At 35.5% G+C, this 24,199-nt stretch carries 19 protein-coding genes; 12 read left to right on the forward strand and 7 right to left on the reverse strand.

Going from position 1 to position 24,199, the window contains the following annotated elements; genetic code table 11:
• Positions 1–160 precede the first annotated feature (160 nt).
• The 7 genes from rsmG to rpmH form a co-directional block, all read right to left on the reverse strand.
• Positions 161–877 (reverse strand): 16S rRNA (guanine(527)-N(7))-methyltransferase RsmG, encoded by a 717-nt coding sequence (gene rsmG, locus MHH85_RS20050; RefSeq protein WP_340708307.1) that lies wholly within the window; start codon positions 875–877, stop codon positions 161–163.
• 42 nt (positions 878–919) lie between these two features.
• Positions 920–2,818, reverse strand: a complete 1,899-nt coding sequence (gene mnmG / locus MHH85_RS20055; protein WP_340708308.1) for a tRNA uridine-5-carboxymethylaminomethyl(34) synthesis enzyme MnmG — start codon at positions 2,816–2,818, stop codon at positions 920–922.
• Between the two features lie 28 nt (positions 2,819–2,846).
• Entirely contained in the window at positions 2,847–4,232 is a 1,386-nt protein-coding gene (gene mnmE / locus MHH85_RS20060; protein ID WP_340708309.1) for a tRNA uridine-5-carboxymethylaminomethyl(34) synthesis GTPase MnmE, read from the reverse strand.
• 569 nt (positions 4,233–4,801) lie between these two features.
• A complete protein-coding gene (jag, locus tag MHH85_RS20065) occupies positions 4,802–5,620 on the reverse strand; it encodes an RNA-binding cell elongation regulator Jag/EloR (RefSeq protein WP_193737895.1) in 819 nt (272 codons plus the stop codon).
• A complete protein-coding gene (yidC, locus tag MHH85_RS20070; RefSeq protein ID WP_053418415.1) occupies positions 5,617–6,384 on the reverse strand; it encodes a membrane protein insertase YidC in 768 nt (255 codons plus the stop codon). Before yidC ends, jag begins: the two co-directional genes overlap by 4 nt.
• A 59-nt stretch (positions 6,385–6,443) precedes the next feature.
• Positions 6,444–6,797, reverse strand: coding sequence for a ribonuclease P protein component (gene rnpA / locus MHH85_RS20075; RefSeq protein ID WP_193737894.1), 354 nt, complete (start codon positions 6,795–6,797; stop codon positions 6,444–6,446).
• Between the two features lie 219 nt (positions 6,798–7,016).
• The gene (gene rpmH, locus MHH85_RS20080; protein WP_036200974.1) at positions 7,017–7,151 is read right to left on the reverse strand and encodes a 50S ribosomal protein L34; all 135 of its coding nucleotides are present in this window, start codon (positions 7,149–7,151) and stop codon (positions 7,017–7,019) included.
• 557 nt (positions 7,152–7,708) lie between these two features.
• Between rpmH and dnaA the strand changes: the two genes are divergently transcribed.
• The 12 genes from dnaA to MHH85_RS20140 all read left to right on the forward strand — a co-directional run bounded on the left by dnaA (position 7,709) and on the right by MHH85_RS20140 (position 24,005).
• Complete coding sequence (gene dnaA / locus MHH85_RS20085; RefSeq protein WP_038178759.1) at positions 7,709–9,052, forward strand: chromosomal replication initiator protein DnaA; 1,344 nt, start codon at positions 7,709–7,711, stop codon at positions 9,050–9,052.
• A gap of 172 nt (positions 9,053–9,224) precedes the next feature.
• Positions 9,225–10,361: a DNA polymerase III subunit beta gene (dnaN, locus tag MHH85_RS20090; RefSeq protein ID WP_038178757.1), complete on the forward strand. Its 1,137-nt coding sequence runs from the start codon at positions 9,225–9,227 to the stop codon at positions 10,359–10,361.
• Between the two features lie 178 nt (positions 10,362–10,539).
• Positions 10,540–10,767 (forward strand): S4 domain-containing protein YaaA, encoded by a 228-nt coding sequence (yaaA, locus tag MHH85_RS20095; protein WP_038179148.1) that lies wholly within the window; start codon positions 10,540–10,542, stop codon positions 10,765–10,767.
• 1 nt (position 10,768) lies between these two features.
• The gene (gene recF, locus MHH85_RS20100) at positions 10,769–11,890 is read left to right on the forward strand and encodes a DNA replication/repair protein RecF (RefSeq protein ID WP_193737893.1); all 1,122 of its coding nucleotides are present in this window, start codon (positions 10,769–10,771) and stop codon (positions 11,888–11,890) included.
• Positions 11,891–11,963: 73 nt separating this feature from the next.
• Positions 11,964–13,889, forward strand: coding sequence for a DNA topoisomerase (ATP-hydrolyzing) subunit B (gene gyrB, locus MHH85_RS20105; protein ID WP_193737892.1), 1,926 nt, complete (start codon positions 11,964–11,966; stop codon positions 13,887–13,889).
• Positions 13,890–13,915: 26 nt separating this feature from the next.
• Positions 13,916–16,447 carry a DNA gyrase subunit A gene (gene gyrA / locus MHH85_RS20110; RefSeq protein WP_340708310.1) on the forward strand — a complete coding sequence of 844 codons (2,532 nt, stop codon included), beginning with the start codon at positions 13,916–13,918 and terminating at the stop codon, positions 16,445–16,447.
• 584 nt (positions 16,448–17,031) lie between these two features.
• The gene (locus MHH85_RS20115) at positions 17,032–18,045 is read left to right on the forward strand and encodes an ABC transporter ATP-binding protein (protein WP_340708311.1); all 1,014 of its coding nucleotides are present in this window, start codon (positions 17,032–17,034) and stop codon (positions 18,043–18,045) included.
• Entirely contained in the window at positions 18,042–18,989 is a 948-nt protein-coding gene (locus MHH85_RS20120; RefSeq protein WP_193737889.1) for an ATP-binding cassette domain-containing protein, read from the forward strand. The genes MHH85_RS20115 and MHH85_RS20120 overlap by 4 nt, the downstream gene beginning before the upstream one ends.
• 1 nt (position 18,990) lies before the next feature.
• Entirely contained in the window at positions 18,991–19,953 is a 963-nt protein-coding gene (gene opp4B / locus MHH85_RS20125; RefSeq protein ID WP_193737888.1) for an oligopeptide ABC transporter permease, read from the forward strand.
• 33 nt (positions 19,954–19,986) lie between these two features.
• Entirely contained in the window at positions 19,987–20,901 is a 915-nt protein-coding gene (locus MHH85_RS20130) for an ABC transporter permease (RefSeq protein ID WP_340708312.1), read from the forward strand.
• Between the two features lie 16 nt (positions 20,902–20,917).
• Positions 20,918–22,723, forward strand: coding sequence for an oligopeptide ABC transporter substrate-binding protein (locus tag MHH85_RS20135; protein WP_340708313.1), 1,806 nt, complete (start codon positions 20,918–20,920; stop codon positions 22,721–22,723).
• A 181-nt stretch (positions 22,724–22,904) separates the two neighbouring features.
• The gene (locus tag MHH85_RS20140; RefSeq protein ID WP_340708314.1) at positions 22,905–24,005 is read left to right on the forward strand and encodes an HD-GYP domain-containing protein; all 1,101 of its coding nucleotides are present in this window, start codon (positions 22,905–22,907) and stop codon (positions 24,003–24,005) included.
• Positions 24,006–24,199: the final 194 nt, after the last annotated feature.

Consider the following 24,199-nt stretch of genomic DNA (forward strand, 5'->3'; position numbering starts at 1 on the left):
TTCTCCATCTAATATCATAGGTAAAAGCCCGTTAGAAGGTGGAGAGAACTATTTATATTTTGACTATCATTGTGCAATAAGTAAAACTTCTACATATCATTATAGTTATTTTCTATAAAAAACGTAAGAACCCTTTTATGTTTCACGTGGAACGAAACAATTATTGGATTGGTGACTTGTTTGGTACACCTGGCTTACGTGGATATTTCTTTGGTGTAATTTTTGTTTTATTAAAAATAAAAATAGAACGTTCACTATCTTCGATTGGTAATAAGAATGAATAGCTATCTACTAATTTAGCACCTAATACTGTTAATGCTTTTTTTGCATCCTTCATCTCTTCATCACCACTTGCTGCTTTCATTGCAACAAAATGACCATTTGTTTTCACAAGCGGTATACATAACTCAGAAAGTACTGATAATCTAGCAACTGCACGAGCAGTTACAAGATCAAATTGTTCTCTATATTTCGGATTTTGACCAAAATCCTCTGCACGTGAATGAACAAATTCAACATGATCTAAATGTAGCTGTTCACTTAAATGTGTTAAGAATTGAATACGTTTATTTAATGAATCTACAATTGTCACTTGTAAATGTGGGAAACAGATTTTAATAGGAATACTCGGAAAACCTGCACCTGCTCCTACATCACATATAGATTGTACTTTATCGAAATCCATATAAAAAGCAGCACTAATAGAATCGTAGAAATGCTTTAAATAAACAGATGGCTGGTCAGTAATTGCAGTTAAGTTCATTTTCTCATTCCATTCAACTAATAGTTCAAAATAAGTATGAAATTGTTTTAACTGTCCCTCTGATAACTCAATTCCTTGTTCTTTTAAAGCCTGCACAAACTGTTCTTCGTTCATGATTTTCCCCTTCCATGTAGTGCCACTATTGGTTTTATCAAATTATTCGTTACTTGCTAATTTCGCTATTCTACCTTGTTCAATATACACTAGTAAAATTGAAATGTCAGCAGGGTTTACACCCGAGATGCGTGATGCCTGAGCAACAGATAGTGGTCTTACTTGTTTTAATTTTTGTTTTGCCTCAGTTGCAATTCCTGAAATTGCTTCATAATCAATATTCTCTGGAATTTTTTTGTTTTCCATTTTTTTTAGCTTATCTACTTGTTGAAGTGCTTTTTCAATATAGCCTTCATATTTTACCTGAATTTCAATTTGCTCTTTTTCTTCTGTTGATAACTCAACAGGTGACTCCGATAATGTTGACAATAATTCATACGTCATTTCTGGTCGTTTTAATAGATCAGCTGCACGGATACCATCTTTTAATTCACTACTACCTAAATCACGTAATACGCCTTGTGTTTTAGCATCTGGTTTTAAAATTGTATCACGAAGACGTTTAATTTCATTGTCTACTTTTTTACGCTTTGTATCAAATTTTTCATAACGTTCTTGGGAAATTAAACCTGCTTCATAAGCACGATCAGATAAACGTATATCCGCATTGTCATGACGTAGTAATAATCGGTATTCTGCACGAGATGTTAATAGACGATATGGTTCGTTTGTTCCTTTTGTTACAAGGTCATCGATTAACACACCTATATATGCATCTGCACGTCCTAGAATCATCTCTTCTTTACCAAGCGCTTTAGCAGCAGCGTTAATTCCAGCCATTAGACCTTGACCAGCAGCCTCTTCATAACCTGAAGTACCGTTAATTTGACCAGCTGTATATAAGTTAGCAATGCGTTTAGTTTCTAGTGTTGGCCATAATTGTGTTGGTACAATTGCATCGTATTCGATTGCGTAACCCGCTCTCATCATTTCTGCCTTTTCTAGACCTGGCACCGATTCCAACAGTTTGCGTTGTACATGTTCAGGTAAGCTTGTTGATAACCCTTGAACATACACTTCACGTGTATTACGGCCTTCTGGTTCTAAGAATAATTGATGACGAGGCTTATCACTAAATCGAACAACCTTATCTTCAATCGATGGGCAATAACGCGGACCCGTACCCTTAATCATCCCTGAATACATTGGAGATAAATGAAGATTATCATTAATGATTTCATGTGTTTCTTCACTTGTATATGTCAGCCAACATGGTAGTTGATCTGTAATATATTCAGTCGTTTCATAACTAAACGCACGAGGCTCTGTATCACCAGGCTGAATTTCAGTTTTACTGTAATCAATTGTATTGCTGTTAACACGTGGTGGTGTACCTGTTTTAAAGCGTACTAACTCAAAGCCAAGTTCTTTTAGATTATCCGCTAATTTAATAGATGGCTGCTGATTATTTGGACCACTTGAATACTTCAAGTCACCAATAATGATTTCACCACGTAGGAATGTACCTGTTGTAACAATAACTGTTTTTGCATGATAAACAGCACCAACTTGCGTAACGATACCTTTTATTTCGCCGTCTTCAACGATTAATTCATCTACCATTGCTTGGTGAATTGTAAGATTTTCTTCGTCTTCTAGTAACTTTTTCATTTCTTGTTGGTAAAGTACTTTATCTGCTTGTGCGCGTAGAGCACGTACTGCTGGACCTTTACCTGTATTTAACATACGCATTTGAATATGTGTTTTATCGATAATTTTACTCATCGCACCGCCTAATGCGTCAATTTCGCGTACAACAATCCCTTTAGCCGGGCCACCTACTGATGGATTACATGGCATAAAGGCAATCATATCAAGATTGATTGTTAACATAAGTGTTTTTGCACCCATTCTTGATGCAGCATATGCAGCTTCTACTCCTGCATGACCTGCTCCAATTACAATCACATCGAACGTGCCTGCTTCAAATTTTGTTGGCATGCTCGTTACTTCCTTTCTATATTTAAGTTTATTTCCCTAAACAGAATTGTGAAAATAGCTGATTAATTAAGCTTTCTTGCACGGTATCTCCAATAATTTCACCAAGAAGTTCCCATGTCCTAGTGACATCGATTTGAATCATATCGACAGGTACACCTGCATGAGCTGCTTCAATAGCATCCTTAATCGTTGAATGCGCTTGGTGTAGTAAAGCTATATGGCGTGCATTTGATACATATGTCATATCTCCAGCTTCCAATGATCCTTCAAAGAATAATGCCGCAATTGCTTCCTCAAGCTCTGTGACACCTTCTTCTTTAAGTAATGATGTTGTCACCACTTTGCGATTGCCCGCTAATGCTTGTACACGAGCTAAGTCGATCTGTTGTGGCAAATCTGTTTTATTAACAACGACTATATAGTCCATATTTTGAATCGTTTCGAAAAGACGTTCATCTTCCTCAGTAAGTTCATCTCCATAGTTCACAACCAGCAGAATTAAATCTGCTTCTTTCAATACTTGTCGAGAGCGTTCAACACCGATGCGCTCAACGATATCCTCGGTCTCGCGAATACCTGCAGTATCGACCAAACGTAATGGAACACCTCTTACATTTACGTATTCTTCTATAATATCACGCGTTGTACCAGCAACGTCTGTAACAATTGCTTTATTTTCTTGTACGAGGCTATTTAATAGTGACGATTTGCCGACATTCGGACGACCTAGTATAACAGTTGAAAGGCCCTCACGCAAAATTTTGCCCTGAGAAGATGTTTGTAAAAGTTTCTCGATTTCTTTCATTACCCATGTAGACTTTTCGAGCATAAGTGGAATTGTCATTTCTTCTACATCGTCATATTCTGGATAATCTATGTTAACTTCTACTTGCGCCAAAGTTTCTAATAGTGCTTGTCTAAGTTCACCGATTAATCGTGATAATTTCCCGTCCATTTGACCAAGCGCAACATTCATTGCACGGTCTGTTTTTGCACGAATCAAATCCATTACAGCTTCTGCTTGGGATAAATCGATTCGGCCATTTAAGAATGCTCTCTTAGTAAATTCGCCAGGCTCAGCTAATCGCGCACCATTCTTCAATACTAATTGCAGTACTCGATTCACTGAAACTATTCCACCATGACAGTTAATTTCTACTACATCTTCACGTGTAAATGTTTTTGGCCCTTTCATCATCGATAGCATAACTTCCTCTACTACCTCACCTGATTCAGGCTCCTGTAAATGTCCATAATGAATAGTATGTGACGGCTGTGTGGATAACTTTTTCCGACTCGGTGTATGAAACACACGATCTGCAATGGCAACAGCCTCATCCCCACTTAAACGGACAATGGCAATTGCCCCTTCACCCATTGGCGTTGAGATAGCCGCAATTGTATCGAACTCCATAGATAATACCTCCTAAAAAATTAAAAATTATCCACATGTGGATAACCTAAAAACGAACTAACTCTCTAACATACAATAATAGCATAAAAGCTCGAAAAGTAGAATTGTGGACAACTTTTTTAAATGCAGAAGGTGCTCATTTATCGACAAGGTCTTTGCCCCTCCGCTAAAACGTTCCGAGCAACCCGCTCCTAAAGTTGGATGACTTTTTTGATTGCTGCAGGCACTCGTTAATCTCAACAATCAATTGAAACCTCTAATCAAAATGCATTTTCAACTTTCTTTCGAGAGTCGAGGACATCAACTCCTGAAGTTCTCCACGACGTGCCATTACAGTTCCATGATTCCACGACTAACATTCTGTTAACTTAGGAGCTAATCTTGCCGCGAAACTTTCTGAGCAATAGCACTGAAACTAAATAGCTTAATTTAATAAAAAAACTACAATTTTTTATTAGTAAACTCTTTATTTAACAAATGGATACAGTCCAACCTACTAAAATTATCCATCAAAACAAACAAAAGCCCATCTCATTTAGAATGAGATGGACTTTAACAGAGTATTTCCTTTATCGAATTGGTTCAATAACTAAATAGCGTTTAGTATCCGATCCAACGGAATACGTCTCGATATCAATTCGATTGGCAAGAATATGATGGATAATTTTTCGCTCATTCGAAGGCATTGGCTCTAGCTCAATCTTTTTCCCTGTATAAACGGCCTTATCTGCCATACGATTTGCTAGCTGTTCCAATGATTCTTGGCGACGCTTACGATAATTTTCTACGTCTAATTTAACTAAGACGAATCGTTTTGCGTATTGATGCACAACTAATTGTGTCAATTCTTGAAGGGAGTTTAGCGTTTGGCCACGTTTACCTATTAGTAAAGCCGCCTTCTTGCTCTCTAAACTAATGTTAATAATTTTACCCTTTTCTTCAACATCAATAGTTAAGTCATTGATATCTAACTGCTTTGCTATATCTGTTAAATAAGTAACTGCATGCTCAATAGCAACTGTGTTATCGTTACGTTTCTCATCTATTAATTCATTTTCTTCAACTTCCAAAGTTGATTGTAGATTTTCAGTTGTTAATTCTTGTATATTTTCTACTTCACTTTTTGAAATAATCGCTACTGCTTCTGATGATTCTATTTCATTCAGTTTTTCCATTGCCTGTTGCACAGATTGTTGCTCTTGATCGGATTTCTCAAGTTGTTTTTCAGTTACACGTACATTTGCTTTACGTGAACCAAAACCTAAAAAACCCTTTTTACCTTCTTGAAGTATTTCAATTTCTACTTGCTCTCGGGTAAGGTCAAGCTCTTTTAACGCTATAGAGATCGCTTCTTCTACGGTTGCTCCCATTTGCGTAATCTGTTTCACTTTTTAGCCCCTCCTGTTTTTGCAGGTTTAGTTGTTTTGTTCCAAGGCTTATACATAACAAGATTTTGTATGAATGTAATAATATTACCAATTACCCAGTAAAGCGATAAAGCGGCAGGTAAATAACTACCTAATCCAATAATCATAAATGGCATGATATACATCATAATTCGCATTTGTGGATTATCCATCGCTGGGCCCGTACGTAGAACAATAAACTGCATGATACCTGCTAGAACAGCTAGTACAATACTCGATTCTGCTAATGGGAACATGAAAAAGTCGCCCAAGTTAATTTCTGGTGTCGAGTTCATACGACTAATTGCATGATAGAAACCAACTAGAATTGGCATTTGAATCAGCACTGGTAAACATCCAGCTGCTGGATTAGCACCAGATTCACTCATTAATTTCATCATTTCTTCTTGATACTTTTTCTGAGTTACTGCATCTTTAGAGCTGTATTTCTCTTTTAACTTCGCCAGTTTAGGCTGTAATTCTTGCATTTTCTTCGCACTTTTTGTCTGTTTAATCATTAACGGCAAAATAGCTAAGCGAATAATAATCGTTACGCAAACTATCCCCCAAGCATACGTGCCCAGTAATCCTTTAAATAGTGTTATGAAAGCTACGAATGGCCAAACGATATATTTGCTCCAAAAGCCTTCAGTGTCACTATAAATTGGTTGGTTATATTCTGTACACCCAGTTAATAACAATGTTAATGAAGTAAGTGCGAGAATGACCCAAAGTTTTTTCTTCAATCTTCATCCCCCTAAAATAACTTTCATTTTCTATCAGCTATTTTATCATGCACCTTCTATTACTCTCTACTACTTCTTTTTAAAACCTTCGCAATTTTTAAAACATGCTGTAAGCTCTTTTTTGTTTCATGAAAATCTATTGTGGCCGCCGGATGTCTGGCGATAATCACGTATTCCATATCATTTCTCAAATCACCTTGTAATTCGAAGAAACTTTGACGGATATAACGTTTAATTTGATTTCTAGTGACTGCCTTACCTATTTTCTTATTAATGGATAGTCCAATGCGAAATTCCTCTTGTCCCTCTTTTGGTAAACAGTAGACAACAAATTGACGATTTGCAAATGACTTCCCTTTACGAAATACTTTTTGAAAATCTTCATTCTTCTTAATTCTGCGGCGTTTTTTCATCTTTGCACCTGCTTATTCATTGTTCTTTCTTCTCTATAAGAAGGTTTCATTATACTGATCGTTGATTTTCTCCAAAACAATAGACTTTTACGATTACCTATTTAAACAGTGTAGAAGAAGTTAACCATAATTGTTTAACCGTTTTGGAGAGAAACCAACAATGCTAAACACTAATTTCTCCATAAAGAAAAAAAAGACCACTGATGTTGGTCAGTGGACTTATGCTGATAATACTTTTCTTCCTTTACGACGACGTGCAGCAAGTACTCTACGACCATTTTTAGAACTCATACGTGCGCGGAAGCCATGTACTTTACTATGTTTACGTTTTTTCGGTTGGTATGTGCGTTTCATTTATATGACACCTCCTGGAAAGTCTATTATAAAAAATACTACAGACAGTCTTGCATATTATATATAAATTCCTGTCATTCTGTCAATGCTTATTTAGAAAATACATTTTATAGCGATCCAGTTAGCAAAGTTTTTTTCACTAGTAAGTTATCCACAATCTAATACCCCACTATCAAAAACTAGTGTGGACACTATTTTACAACCTCAAAATTATCCACAAGACTTATAGACAGGTTCTTCACAAATTCACCCGTTGTGGATAAGTTTACTGTGCATATTTATGCAATTTGTGGATAACTTCGAAAACATCTTGAATTGCATGGTTTTTTTTGATAAGATTATTGTGTTTTACTCTGTAAATAAGTTTGTGTATGCAAAATGTTATCCACAATTGTTAATAATATGTGGATAGTTTTATCCACTAGCTAAGAATAACATTTATCCACAACTTGTTTTTATTGTGAGTATCTATCGTGTATAGTTCATTTATAAACATATTTTAACCGTATTTATAACCAAATATTCAATAGAGATATTTATGTAAAGGAGAAAGAAGCTTGGAACATTTAGAAGAGTTATGGGACAAAGTGCTCTCACAAGTTAAACAAAAGATCTCAAAACCAAGCTTTGAAACTTGGCTTAAATCCACGAAGCTACTTTCTTACAAAGGTGATACCGTAACTATTGCAGCGCCAAATTCATTTGGGCGTGAATGGTTGGAAAATCACTATGTACAGCTAATTGCTTCTATTTTGGCAGAATTAACAGGAAAAGATTTGCATATCCGTTTTGTCGTTCAACAAGACCCAGGCTTTGATGATTTTGATATTCCATCGCCACGTGTTCAAGAAAAACAAGATGATCGTCCAGATTTCTCCCCTGGTATGCTGAACTTAAAAAACACATTTGATACATTCGTTATTGGGTCTGGTAACCGCTTTGCACATGCCGCTTCACTAGCCGTTGCAGAAGCACCAGCAAAAGCATATAACCCATTATTTATATACGGGGGCGTAGGTTTAGGAAAAACCCATTTAATGCATGCAATTGGCCACTATGTATTGGAACATAACCCTAATGCTAAGGTGGTTTATTTGTCATCTGAAAAATTTACAAATGAGTTCATTAACTCTATCCGCGACAATAAAGCTGTGGAATTCCGTAATAAGTATCGTAGTGTAGATGTCCTCCTAATTGATGATATTCAATTCTTAGCCGGAAAAGAATCAACTCAGGAAGAATTTTTCCATACGTTTAATACTTTGCACGAGGAATCGAAGCAAATAGTTATTTCTAGTGATCGACCTCCAAAGGAGATTCCAACTTTGGAAGACCGCTTACGTTCACGCTTTGAATGGGGTCTAATAACAGATATTGCACCACCTGATTTAGAAACGAGAATTGCAATATTACGAAAAAAGGCAAAGGCTGATGGATTAGATATTCCAAATGAGGTTATGCTATATATTGCAAACCAAATTGATTCTAATATTCGTGAATTAGAAGGTGCTTTAATTCGCGTAGTTGCTTACTCATCGCTTGTAAATCAAGATATTACGGCTGAATTAGCTGCACAAGCGTTAAAGGATATTATTCCAAACTCCGTACCTAGAATGGTAACCATTTTAGATATTCAAAAGGCTGTTGGGGAACACTTCCATGTAAAATTAGAGGATTTTACTGCGAAAAAACGTACAAAATCAATTGCATTTCCACGTCAAATCGCTATGTATTTATCACGCGAGTTAACCGATTTTTCGTTACCTAAAATTGGCGAAGAATTTGGTGGTCGTGATCATACAACAGTCATCCATGCACATGAGAAAATCTCAACCATGTTTAAAGAAGATCAAAAATTGCAGCAAGATATTAAACAGATAAAAAGTATGCTAGGTAAGTAAAAAAACTGTGGATAACCTGGAAAGTTAACAACATACTTATACACAGCCTGTCTACACTCGGATAGGCTGATTTTATTCGTTAAATTAGACTTATCCACAAATCCACAGCCCCTACTACTATATCTATTAATCTTTTAATAAATAATAATATATATAAGTGAGGTATAATTTTATGAAATTTGATATCATGCGAGATCGTTTATTAGATGGACTAAATGATGTCATGAAGGCAGTTAGTTCAAAAACAACAATCCCTATTTTGACAGGGATAAAAATTGATGTAAGCGAAGAAGGAATGCGTTTAACTGGTAGTGATGCAGATATTACAATTCAAACGTATATACCTGTAGAAGAAAATGGAGAACAACTAATCAATGTTGAAAAACCAGGATCAATAGTACTGCAAGCAAAAATGTTCAATGAGATTGTTCGTAAGTTACCTACTAATGACGTTGAATTTGAAGTATCAGAGAAATTCCAAACACGTATCCGTTCAGGTAAATCCGATTTTCACTTAATTGGTTTAGATTCAACTGAATATCCTTTATTACCAGAGTTGAGTGAAGACAATCAATTTACTGTACCTGCTGATTTATTAAAATCAATTATTCGCGAAACAGTATTTGCAGTATCAACAAGTGAAAGTCGTCCAGTATTAACGGGTGTTCATTGGCAAATTAAAGACGGAGAACTTGTATGTGTTGCAACTGATAGTCACCGTCTTGCTCGTCGAAAAGTTACTTTAGAGCATTTACCAAGTGAACAATCTAGTGTTGTTGTACCTGGAAAGAGTTTGACCGAATTAAGTAAAATTTTGAACGATGCAACTACCCCTGTAGATATTGTTATGACAAACCAACAAGTTTTATTCAAAACAAATGATGTTTTATTCTTCTCACGCTTATTAGAAGGGAATTATCCTGATACATCTCGACTAATTCCTGAAGAATATAAAACAGATGTGACTGTAAATGGTCGATCTTTACTTCAAGCCATTGACCGTGCTTCTTTACTTGCACGTGAAGATCGTAACAATGTAGTACGTTTTACAACTATGCAAGATGACACGATTGAAATTTCTTCTAATTCACCTGAGGTAGGAAAAGTAGAAGAACAAATTCAAGTTAGTTCACTTGTAGGGGAAGAATTGAAAATTTCTTTCAGTGCAAAATATATGATGGATGCATTAAAGGCAATTGATGGACAAGATGTTGTCATTCAATTTACAGGTGCTATGAGACCATTTATTATTCGCTCTGTACATGACGATGCTATATTACAATTGATTTTGCCTGTACGTACTTACTAAAATTAATTATTTCAATATAACGATAGACGTGAATTATTTCCCAAGATTATTTATGACCTGGTCATAAATAACTGGTTTTACTAAAGGATAGTCGTTTCGATGACTATCCTTTTTACTTATGAACAAAAGTTCGGTAAAATATAGGGATAGAGAAAAATAGAAGAGGATGAAATTAACTGTGAATGAAATTGCTATTGATACTGAATTTGTAACGCTTGGCCAATTATTAAAAATAACAGATGCTATTAGCTCTGGGGGAATGGCTAAATGGTTCTTACAAGAGAACGATGTCTATGTAAACGGAGAAGTAGATAATCGCCGTGGACGTAAATTATATGTTGGTGATACTGTGAACATTCCTGGAACAGGGAGATTTCAGATAACTGGTCCAACGAACGGAGAATAACATGTATATAGATCGGTTAAAGCTGACGAATTACCGTAATTATGAATCGTTAGACTTGTCATTTTCCCCGAAAATTAATGTTTTCTTAGGGGAAAATGCACAGGGGAAAACAAATGTTATGGAATCTATATATGTTTTATCGATGGCAAAATCGCATCGTACTTCGAATGAGAAAGAATTGATACGGTGGAGCGAAGATTATGGTAAAATAGAAGGTGACGTTCAAAAAAAGTATGGTCATCTACCTTTGGAATTAACTCTTTCTAAAAAGGGGAAAAAAGCAAGGGTTAACCATTTAGAACAAAGCCGTTTAAGTGATTATATTGGACAGATGAATGTCGTAATGTTTGCCCCGGAAGATTTAACTGTAGTAAAAGGCAGTCCCCAAATCAGAAGACGTTTTCTCGATATGGAAATCGGGCAAATTTCTCCAGTATATTTACATGATCTATTAACATTTCAAAAGCTATTAAAGCAACGAAATCATTTATTGAAAAAAAACCAAGGAAAATCGGCATTGCAAGATGTAATGTTTGATGTATATACCGAACAATATATTCAAGCTGCAGTAAAAGTTATTCATAAGAGATTTCAATTTATGGATTTACTCCAGGAGTGGGCAGAGCCAATTCATTTTGGTATCTCTCGAAATTTAGAGAGATTACAAATTCGTTATCGACCAGTAAGTGGTATGAATCCTGATTGGACGATTGCTGAAATGGCTAATTTCTTAGAGAAGAAGTTACAGGATGCCTTGCCACGCGAGCTTGAACGGGGCGTCACATTAATTGGACCACACAGAGATGATTTGCAGTTCCTTGTGAATGACTATGATGTACAAACATATGGATCCCAAGGTCAGCAACGTACGACGGCCCTATCACTCAAATTAGCTGAAATTGAACTTATTAAACAAGAAGTTGGGGAAGCGCCAATTTTGTTACTAGATGATGTTCTTTCAGAGTTAGATGATTACCGTCAGTCACACTTACTGAATACTATTCAAGGTGAAGTTCAGACCTTTGTGACAACAACAAGTGTTGAAGGAATTGACCATGATACAATACGAGAAGCAGCTATGTTTCATGTGAAACAAGGTTCTGTTGAAGTAGAAGAAACCTAGTATTAATACAGGTCAGTGGTTAGTAAAATAATTTAAAACGCATACTGATGTCATGAAAGAGTAGGTGGAACAAATGGCAATGGAAGAGAATAAACAGCCTGCTGCATATGATGCAGATCAGATACAAGTATTAGAAGGTTTAGAAGCAGTTCGTAAGCGTCCAGGTATGTATATTGGTACTACGAGTTCTAAAGGTCTTCACCATTTGGTGTGGGAAATTGTAGATAACAGTATTGATGAAGCCTTAGCTGGATACTGTAATGAAATTAAAGTAACAATCGAAAAAGATAACTGGATTCGTGTCGACGATAACGGTCGTGGTATCCCTGTAAGCAATCAAGAAAAAATGGGAAAACCAGCTGTTGAGGTTATTATGACTGTGTTACATGCCGGAGGTAAATTTGGCGGTGGCGGATACAAAGTGTCTGGTGGTTTACATGGTGTTGGTGCATCTGTAGTAAATGCATTATCAGTTTCAACTGAAGTGTATGTAAAGCGCGATGGTCATATACATTTCTTAAGTTTTAGTCGCGGTAAAACAGATCAACCTCTTCAAATTATTGGCGATTCTGAAGAAACAGGAACAACAACACGCTTTAAAGCGGATCCTGAAATTTTCAAAGAAACAACAGTTTATGAATTTGATATATTAGCACACCGTATTCGCGAGCTAGCTTACTTAAATCGTGGTATTAGTATTACGATTGCAGATGAACGTGGTGAAGAAGTACGTTCAAATACATACCACTATGAAGGTGGTATTAAATCGTATGTTGAACATATTAACGAAAAGAAAGAACCTCTTCATGAAGCAATTGATTTAAAGGGCGAAAAAGATGGTATTTCGGTTGAAATCGCTATGCAGTATAATGCTGGATTTGCCTCAAATATTTTCTCGTTTGCTAACAATATCAATACGTACGAAGGTGGTACGCATGAATCTGGATTTAAAACAGCGTTAACACGTGTTATTAACGATTATGCGCGTAAAAATAATCTAATTAAAGATGCCGATGCGAATCTGTCAGGTGAAGATGTACGTGAAGGTTTAGTTGCTATCGTATCGATTAAACACCCAGATCCGCAGTTTGAGGGGCAAACGAAAACAAAATTAGGTAACTCTGAAGTAAGTACAATTACAAACTCATTGTTCTCAGAACGCTTTGAGCGATTTTTATTAGAAAATCCCGCAGTTTCTAGAACAATTGTTGATAAAGGTTTGATGGCAGCTAGAGCGCGTGTTGCAGCTAAAAAGGCACGTGAGTTTACTCGCCGTAAATCCGCTCTAGAAGTTTCTAGCTTACCAGGTAAACTAGCTGACTGTTCTTCTCGTCATCCTGATGAGAGTGAAATTTACATCGTAGAGGGTGACTCTGCCGGTGGTTCAGCTAAATCAGGTCGTGATCGTCATTTCCAGGCAATATTACCTTTGCGTGGTAAAATTTTAAACGTTGAAAAAGCACGTCTTGATAGAATTCTATCTAATGCTGAAATTCGAGCAATGATTACAGCAATTGGTACAGGTATTGGCGAAGATTTCGAACTAAAAAAAGCACGTTATCATAAAATCGTTATCATGACTGATGCAGACGTGGATGGAGCACATATTCGAACTCTATTATTAACATTCTTCTTCCGATTCTTGCGACCGATAATTGAAGCGGGATATATCTATATTGCACAGCCCCCTCTGTATCAAGTAAAACAAGGGAAACATATTGAATATTGCTATAGCGATGAAGAACTTCAAGAAATTTTAGAGCGTCTCCCAAAATTACCAAAGCCAGGTATTCAACGTTATAAAGGTCTTGGTGAAATGAATGCAGAGCAATTATGGGATACGACAATGGATCCAGAACATCGTACATTACTGCAAGTTGAACTAGATGACGCAATAGAAGCGGACCGCATATTTGAACAATTGATGGGGGACGAAGTAGAACCACGTCGTCAATTTATTGAGGAAAATGCTGTTTACGTGAAAAATCTAGATATTTAACGAGCTAGTGAAGGGAGGTAAGCACTTTGTCAGAAATTAATAATCCTGGTGTTAAGGGAATTAACATAAGTAAAGAAATTAAGACTTCATTTTTAAGTTATGCAATGAGTGTTATCGTCTCGCGTGCTTTACCTGATGTCCGCGATGGTTTAAAACCAGTACATCGTCGTATTTTGTACGGTATGCAAGAGTTAGGTAGTACCTCTGATAAACCATATAAAAAGTCAGCACGTATCGTTGGTGACGTAATGGGTAAGTATCACCCTCATGGTGACTCATCTATTTATGATGCTATGGTGCGTATGGCGCAAGATTTTAGCTATCGTTATATGCTAGTTGATGGTCATGGTAACTTCGGTTCTGTCGATGGTGATGGGGCTGCTGCCATGCGTTATACGGAATCCCGTATGTCTAAAATTGCAATGGAAATGCTGCGTGATATTAATAAAGACACGATCGATTACCAAGATAACTATGATGGCAATGAAAGAGAGCCAATTGTGTTACCAGCACGTTATCCAAATTTACTTGTTAACGGCGCTTCAGGTATTGCTGTTGGTATGGCTACTAATATTCCTCCTCATCAATTAGGTGAGGTTATTGATGGTGTTTTAGCAATCTCTGATAATCCGGCAATTACAACGGAAGAGCTAATGGAAATCATTCCAGGACCAGACTTCCCTACAGGTGGTACAATTCTAGGACGAAGCGGAATTCGTCGTGCTTATGAAACTGGCCGTGGTTCTATTATTATTCGTGCTAAAGTTGAAATAGAACAAAAATCAAATGGTAAAGATACAATTGTTATCCACGAGCTTCCTTACCAAGTAAATAAAGCAAAATTAATCGAAAAAATTGCGGAGTTAGTACGAGACAAAAAAATCGATGGTATTACAAATATTAACGATGAGTCTGACCGTAATGGTATGCGTGTAGCTATTGATATTCGCAAAGATGCAAATTCTAATGTTGTATTGAATAATTTATATAAACAAACAGCGATGCAATCAAGCTTTGGTATAAACATGCTTGCGTTAGTAGATGGGCAACCAAAAGTTTTAAGTTTGAAAGAATCTCTTTATCATTATTTAGAACACCAAAAAGTCGTAATTCGCAGACGTACGCAATTCGAACTGAAAAAGGCGGAAGACCGTGCACATATTTTAGAAGGTTTACGTATTGCACTTGATCATATTGATGAGATTATTCACTTAATTCGCAGCTCACAAACTGGTGACGAAGCGAAAAGTGGTTTAATGGACAAATTTAGCCTAAGTGAACGTCAAGCACAAGCGATTTTAGATATGCGTTTACAACGCTTAACAGGTTTAGAACGTGAGAAAATCGAAGGTGAATATCAAGAATTACAAGCATTAATTGCTAAGTTACGTGAAATTCTTGCGGACGAAGGTAAAATTCGCCAAATCATTCATGAAGAATTGCTTGAGGTAAAAGAACGTTTCAATGATAAACGTCGTACTGAGATTACTGCTGGCGGCATGGAAATGATTGAAGACGAAGATTTAATTCCTCGTGAAAATTCAGTTATTACCCTTACTCACAATGGCTATATCAAACGTTTACCTGCGAATACATATCGTAGTCAAAAGCGTGGCGGTCGTGGTGTTCAAGGGATGGGTACTAACGATGATGACTTCGTTGAACATCTAATGAATACGTCTACACATGATACTATTGTATTCTTTACATCTAAAGGTAAGGCGTTCCGTGCAAAAGGCTATGAAATTCCTGAATATGGTCGTACCGCTAAAGGATTACCAATTGTTAACTTATTAAGCGTTGATAAGGATGAACAAGTAACAGCAATGATTCGTGTTCCTTCGTTTGAAGATGATGCTTACTTTATCTTCACTACACGTACTGGTGTAACGAAGCGTACGCCAGTATCATACTTTGCTAATATTCGTAACAATGGTTTAATAGCTATTTCTCTACGTGAAGATGATGAATTAATCTCTGTTCGTCTTACAGACGGGAAAAAAGAAATCATTATTGGTACACGTAATGGTATGCTTGTACGATTTAATGAAGAAGACATTCGATCAATGGGGCGTACAGCTGCAGGGGTTCGTGGTATCCGCCTAAAAGATGATGACTATGTTGTCGGAATGGAAATGATTGAGCCAGGACAAGAAATTTTAGTTGTAACAGAAAAAGGTTACGGAAAACGTACACCAGAAGAAGAGTATAGAATTCAGACTCGCGGTGGCGTAGGTATTAAAACTTGTCAAATTACAGATAAGAACGGTCCTTTATCTGCTGTGAAGACAGTTGATGGTTCAGAAGACTTAATGCTCATTACAATTAACGGTATGCTAATTCGTATGGATATTAATGATATTTCTGTAACAGGACGTAGTACGCAAGGTGTCCGTCTAATTCGCCTAGGCGATGAAGAGCTTGTTGCAACAGTCGCAAAAGTTGCAAAGGAATCTGAAGAAGATGAAGAATTAGATGAAAGTGAAGAATCTGTTGAATTAGGAGAGGCAACAGTAGAAGAAACTGAAGCAGATTCTGAATCAACAGATGCAGAATAATTTTACTTATTAATATGAAGAATCTCGATTAAAACAAATCGGGGTTCTTTTTTTATTATTATTTTCATAACTTTATTAGACAGGGTTTAAAAGGAGATGGAAATTAACTGTAATTTTTATGACTTTAGGAAAGAGCAAATGATGAGGCGACAGATTAAACAAGGAAACCCAATATTATAGCGTTTTTCTAGGAAATTTTATTTATAATTCTACATAAAACGACAAAAATTGATTTATCTATGGGAACAAATAAAATACGGTAGAAAATCATATAGTATATTAATATATTTTATTCAAATACTTTTCCACTTTAATGTAATAGATTGATAGATGATATTAAACACTTTATACTACAAATAGATAGAATATTCTAATTCTTATATTATATTAAGAAAAAATAATTAAATAGTTTGACTTAAATTGGAATAAGTGTGTAAAATGTAAATCAATATATAACATTTGTATGAGGATTTTTAAGTAATTGACATATTTATTAAATTTATGTATATGATTTCGAACTAAATACTGTTATTATTTTCTTAATATTCTTTCTACAATACAAATATTCGAAAGGAGATATATTTTTGGCTAATAAGAAGAATTTACTAACCATCAAGAATCTACACACTAGTTTTCGAATAAAGGATACATATTATGATGCGGTTGATGACGTTTCAATAACTTTAAATAGGAATGAAATCCTGGCTATAGTTGGCGAATCTGGATGTGGAAAGAGTACGCTGGCCACATCAATTGTTGGTTTACATGTAGCAAACAATACTAGAGTTACAGGTGAGATTCTTTATAAAGATTTAAACCTTGCAGAACTTTCCGAAGATAAGTTTAATGATATTCGTGGAAATGATATCGGGATGATATTCCAAGACCCACTATCTGCATTAAATCCTTTAATGCGAATAGGTGATCAAATTTCAGAATCTTTAGTCTATCATACGGAGTTTACTATAAAACAACGAGAAGAACGTGTTCTTGAATTGTTAAATCAAGTTGGAATCCCGAATCCTGAAAGGGTAAGAAGGCAATTTCCACACCAATTATCAGGGGGCATGCGTCAACGTGTCATGATCGCTATTGCTATAGCTTGTAAGCCAGCAATTATCATAGCGGATGAACCAACAACAGCTTTAGACGTGACAATTCAAGCGCAAATACTAGATTTATTGAAAGAATTACAAACAGAAACTGAGAGTGGCATTATATTAATTACGCATGACCTTGGAGTTGTTGCAGAAGTGGCAGATCGTGTTGCGGTTATGTATGCAGGTCAAATTATTGAAGTTGCTCCAGTAGAAGAGTTATTCAATAATCCTAAACATCCATATACAAGATCATTACTAAATTCAATTCCACAGATGAATAGCGAAAACGAAAAGCTTCAAGTAATTCAAGGTTTAGTACCATCTCTTAAGAACCTACCACGTGAAGGTTGTCGTTTTTCACCTCGTGTACCGTGGCTTGCTGCAGATACTCATGAGGCTAACCCAGCATTACATGAAGTTGCCCCAGGTCACCTTGTAAGATGCACTTGCTGGAAACACTTTAATTTTGAAGTTGCAGAAGGGGGACAACTTGGATGAGCTTCATGCAAATAAAAGATTTATGTGTACATTATCCGATCCGTGGTGGGTTTTTCAATACAGTTGTTGATCATGTCTATGCGGTTGATGGAGTTAATATGGAATTTGAAAAAGGAAAAACGTACGGTCTAGTTGGTGAATCTGGTTCGGGTAAATCCACTACTGGGAAGGCAATTATAGGATTAGAGAAAATTACATCTGGAAGCATTATTTATGAAGGTGAAGATGTTACTAATCAGCGACGTGAAAGAAATTCATCTTATAACAGAGATATCCAAATGATTTTCCAAGATTCACATTCTAGTATGAATCCAAGGAAACGTATTAAGGATATTATTGCAGAACCTATTCGGAATTTTTTGAAATTAAGCGATCAAGAGGAAAATAAACGAATTAATGAGTTGTTAGAAATTGTGGGAATGCCAGAGGATGCTAAATATAAATATCCACATGAATTTTCTGGTGGACAAAAGCAACGCATAGGAATTGCCAGAGCAGTGGCTTGTAAGCCAAAAATGATAATTGCTGATGAGCCTGTTTCAGCACTTGATTTATCAGTTCAAGCACAGGTTTTAAACTTTATGAAGGATATCCAAGAAGAATATGGATTAAGCTATTTATTTATTTCACATGACTTAGGTGTCGTAAAACATATGTGTGACAATATTTCCATTATGTACAAAGGGAGATTTGTTGAAACGGGCCACCGCGAAGATATTTATAAAAACCCACAACATATTTATACGCAACGACTACTATCTGCCATACCTAATATTGAGCCATCTACTCGTATTGAACGTAAAAAGGAACGTCAAGGCGTAGAAGCTAAGTATAAAACTGAGCAACATAAATATTACGATGATGATGGCAAGGTATATGCCTTGAAGCAAATTAGTAATACTCATTCAGTTGCCATGAATATGCATGAAAAAGGAGGCAATTAAAATGTGGAAAACAATATTAAGAAGATTTTTAGTTATGATTCCACAACTATTTGTCCTTAGCTTACTAATTTTTATCATGGCGAAGTTTATGCCTGGTGATCCATTCACAGGTTTAATAACACCGGAAACAGATCCCAGTGTAATAGAAGAGTTAAGAGAGAAAGCTGGCTTAAACGACCCATGGTATACACAATACTATCATTGGATTACAAATGCTTTAAAAGGTGATTTTGGAGATAGCTATACATATAAGGTGGCCGTTTCAACACTTATTGGTGAGCGTGCTTTAAATACATTGTGGCTATCTTTATTAAGTGTCTTTTTATTATATGCAATTGGAATTCCATTAGGAGTTTTAGCAGGACGTTTCCAAGATACGATACTAGATAAGATTATTGTATTTTATAGTTTTATTAGTTATGCAATTCCAACCTTTGTATTGGCGTTAATATTCTTATTCCTATTTGGCTATCAATTTCCAATATTCCCGACCAGTGGAACAGTGGACGTTAAGTATGATCCCGGGACAATGGCGTATTATTGGAACAAAATATATCACATGTTATTACCAGCTATTACCTATGCTCTATTAGGCACCGTTGGTATCATCCAATACTTGCGTACGGAGATAATTGATTCTAAATCAATGGATTATGTTAAAACAGCGCGTAGTAAAGGACTTCCGATTTCGAAAGTGTACTCTAAACACATTTTCAGAAACTCAATATTACCAATTGCTGCATTCTTTGGATTTACCATAACAGGATTATTGGGTGGATCGATATTTATCGAAACAATCTTCGGATATCCGGGGATGGGGCAGTTATTTATTTCTTCAATTCAATCACGTGATTATAGTGTAATTACAACGCTAGTTATGTTATTTGGCTTCTTAGCGTTATTAGGTAGTCTACTGTCCGATATTATTATGAGTATTGTGGATCCACGAATTCGGATAGAATGATGAATTTTAATGACTAAGGAGAGGTGAATAGAGATGACACAACAATCAGGAAATACAATACTTATAGATCAAGATAGTAGTAAGAGTTCTCCACCTACTGGATTCCAAGTTGTAATGAGAGAGTTTAAAAAAGATAAATTGGCAATGTTTTCTCTAATTTTTTTAGTGTTAATCATTGTAGCTATATATATCGCTGCACTCTTCATTGATCAAAAAGAGGTTATGCATATTAATTTAAGAGGGAAATATGCAGAACCAGGAGATGGATATTTCCTTGGAGCAGATCATGGGGGAAGATCTATATTAGGTCAATTAATTATTGGCGCTAGAAACTCAATCACAATTGCCATTTTCATTACAATTATTACTGGATTTGTTGGTATCGTTATAGGTCTAGTAACAGGGTACTTTGGTGGTTTTATTGATAATTTATTTATGAGAATCATAGATTTTCTTATGACACTACCAACACTTATGATTATTATCGTGTTCGTTACAATTATACCTAAGTATAATATAGCGGCATTTATATTAATAATGAGCGCCTTCGCTTGGATAGGTACGGCAAGGCTTATTCGAAGTAAAGCTTTATCAGAAAGTAGAAGAGATTATGTTAGTGCTTCTAAGACAATGGGAACTCGTAACTCAACTATCATCTTTAAAGAAATCATGCCGAATTTAAGTTCAATACTTATTGTTGAAATGACATTGAACTTTGCAGGGTTTGTCGGCATTGAAACAGGATTATCCTTCCTTGGCTTTGGTCTTCCACCATCTACACCAAGTTTAGGGACTCTTGTTAGTTACGCAACAGATCCTGAAATATTGTCTACGAAGTTATGGGTTTGGTTACCTGCAGCATTACTAATTTTAGTATTGATGTTAGGAATAAATTATGTTGGACAGGCATTACGTCGTTCAGCAGATGCAAGACAGAGATTAGGATAATAAAGGAGGAAAAGAGATGAAGAAAAAGAATTGGTCGTTACTTGCAATGTTGTTAGTTTTAGTACTAGCACTAGCGGCATGTAGCGGAGACAAAGATGAAAAAGGTAAAACAGGTGAATCTGGCGGTGGTAGCAAAGATGTGCCCGAGAAAGTAGATTCTAGCAAATTCCCACTTGCTGTAGATAACAAAGATGAAGCGATCAAGGGTGGGACATTACAAGTTGCCCTAGTAGCTGAATCTCCATTTAAAGGGATTTTCTTACAAGAACTATCAGATGACGCTTACGATTCTGAAATTATGAATTATGCAAATAACTCTATTTTCGATACAAAAGAAGACTTTTTATTAAGCGATAAAGGTATTGCATCATTAAATGTTGATGCTGAAAACAATAAAGCAACCGTTACAATTCGCAAAGATGTAAAATGGTCTGATGGTGAGCCTTTAACTATTGATGATGTTATCTTCCCGTACGAAATTATTGGTCATAAAGACTATACAGGTGTTCGTTATGATGGTGACTTTAAAAACATCGTTGGTGCTGCTGAATACCATTCAGGTAAAGCGAAAACTATTTCTGGTTTAAAGAAAATTGACGATTATACTTTAGAAATTTCATTCAAAAAAGTATCACCTGCTATTTACAATGGCGGCGATGGTCTATGGGGATATGCACAACCAAAACACTATTTAAAAGATGTACCAGTTAAAGATTTAGTTAAATCTGATAAAATCCGTAAAGCTCCAGTTACTCTAGGTGCATTTAAATTTGATAAAATTGTTAATGGTGAGTCAGTTCAATTTGTTGCAAATGAAAACTATTGGAGAGGCAAACCAAAAATTGATAAGGTTGTATTAACATCTGTACCATCTACTCAAATTGTAGAAGCTTTAAAAGCAGGTAAATATGATATGGCAAGCTCAATTAGAGCAACTGCGTTTGATTCAATTAAAGATCTGAAGAACTTAACTATTCTAGGTAGACCAGAATTATCTTACAGTTATATGGGCTTCAAACTTGGTAAACTAAACAAAAAATCTGGTGAAAATGAAACAGATCCAAATGCTAAAATGAATGATATTCCATTACGCCAAGCAATTGCTTATGCGATGGATATCGAACAAGTAACAGATGTATATTATAATGGTTTAAAATCACGTGCTAATTCTTTAATTCCGCCAGTATTCTCTGCTTTCTATGACGATACATTAGAAGGTTTCAAATACGATCCTGAAAAAGCTAAAAAATTATTAGATGATGCAGGATATAAAGATGTTGATGGCGATGGAATTCGTGAAGATAAAAATGGCAAAAAATTCGAACTAAAACTAGCTGCAATGCAAGGTGATGATAAAACTGAAGCTATTATTCAGTTCTACTTACAAAACTTTAAAGATGTTGGTTTGAATGTTGTATTAACAACTGGTCGTTTAATCGAATTCAATAGCTTCTATGATAAAGTAAAAGCTGATGACAAAGAAATTGATATGTTCATGGGTGCATGGTCTACAGGTACAAATCCTTCACCATCTGGAATTTATGCCCATGATGCAGAATTTAACTTCAGTCGTTTTACTTCTCCTGAGTTAGATAAACTATTATCTGATATTGATTCACCGGAAGCGGTTGATGTAGATTTCCGTTCTAAAGCATTTAGAGATTGGCAAGTATATATGGCTGAACAAACGTCAGTATTCCCAATTTTCTATAGCATAGAAATTGTTCCGGTTAACAAACGTGTGAAAAACTATGATATTAACTACGTTGATCCTGTTCAAATGCAAGATTGGGAGCTTACTGCTGAAGAACCAATGAAATAATAAAGTAACTAAATTTTAAAAGACTCCGAGCAATTGCGCTATATGTGCAATGCTTGGAGTTTTTTTGTTCTAACAAAAATTTAAATGACATAAGGACTAAATATTTATATTACAATTAAAGTAAGTTTTAGATACAATATATACTAGGACAAACTAATTATTTTCGAAGGAGTGCGTACTTATGAGCGCTACATTAGTGAAGGTGGCTGATCTACGGTTGGGTAGTATTGTGGCCGAAGATATAATGGCAAATACACAATACCCTATTGTATATAAAGACACTAAAATTACTAGAGAGCATTTAATTGTATTTCAGGCTTTCCAAATCCCAAAAATCCCAGTGCTCACTACATCAATCATAGAAAAAAAAGAAAAGGAAATTACGTTAGTTCCTGAAAATGTTACAGAAGATGAAGTGATAGTTGAAAGTATGACGCCATTTGCTATCCAATATGTAAAGAGTGTTGCTGAATTTAAAGCAGAATTTTTTAAGTGGCAGGCGGGTAGTAAAGTTGATATTGTAAAGATTCGTACTATTATACTTCCGTTAATAGATTATGTATTGAGAGATCGCGCACTTATTTTTTCATTAAATGAACTTTCAGATTCTAAAAATTATATTTATCATCATTCAGTTGCACTTAGTTTAATCTCGGCTGCAATTGCGCACAAAATGTGCTTACCAAAAGGAGATATTATTCAAATTGCCAGCGCAGCTGCTTTGGCTGATTGCGGTATGGCAAAAGTGAATAAAAAGATTCTTGAAAAAGCAGGTGCGTTAACTGAGTTAGAACTTAAAGAAATTCAAGAACATCCTTTTTATAGTGCACAATTAGTAAAAGAAATTCCTCTTTTAAAATCTGATATGAAGATTGCTATATATCAGCATCATGAGCGATTAGATGGTAGTGGTTATCCATTAGGTGAGAAAGGTAATTCTATTGCTGTATACTCTCATATTATTGCAGTAGCTGATGTTTTCCATGCTATGACATGCGAACGGGTATACAGAGAAAAAGAATCATCATTTAAAGTATTAGAAATGATTCGAGAATCGCAATTTGGCAAATTTAATATTGAAGTTGTTCATACATTGTTTAGTTGTTTAGCTGATTTACCATTAGGAACAAAAGTAGAATTATCTAATTTTGCATTAGCAACAATTGTTTTTGTAAATAAGGATACCCCTACTCGTCCGGTTGTAAAGTTAATAGATACATCAGAAATCATAGACTTATCAAGGAATCGTATATTATATATCGAAAGATTAATCGTCGAATAGTTTTATTGATTCTATCCCTAAATTAAGTCGTTCTATAGGAAGAAACTCGTTAGAAAGATAATTAGCTTTATATGTTAGGGATAGAATTCTATTTTTTTATTAAAAAGTGTTGACAGTTATATAGAAAGTATTATATTATATTACTTGTCGCTAAGACGTACTGAACAAAACTTAATAACTTCGCTTCCAACAAA

Source organism: Viridibacillus sp. FSL E2-0187 (assembly GCF_038006425.1).
GTDB lineage: Bacteria > Bacillota > Bacilli > Bacillales_A > Planococcaceae > Viridibacillus > Viridibacillus arvi.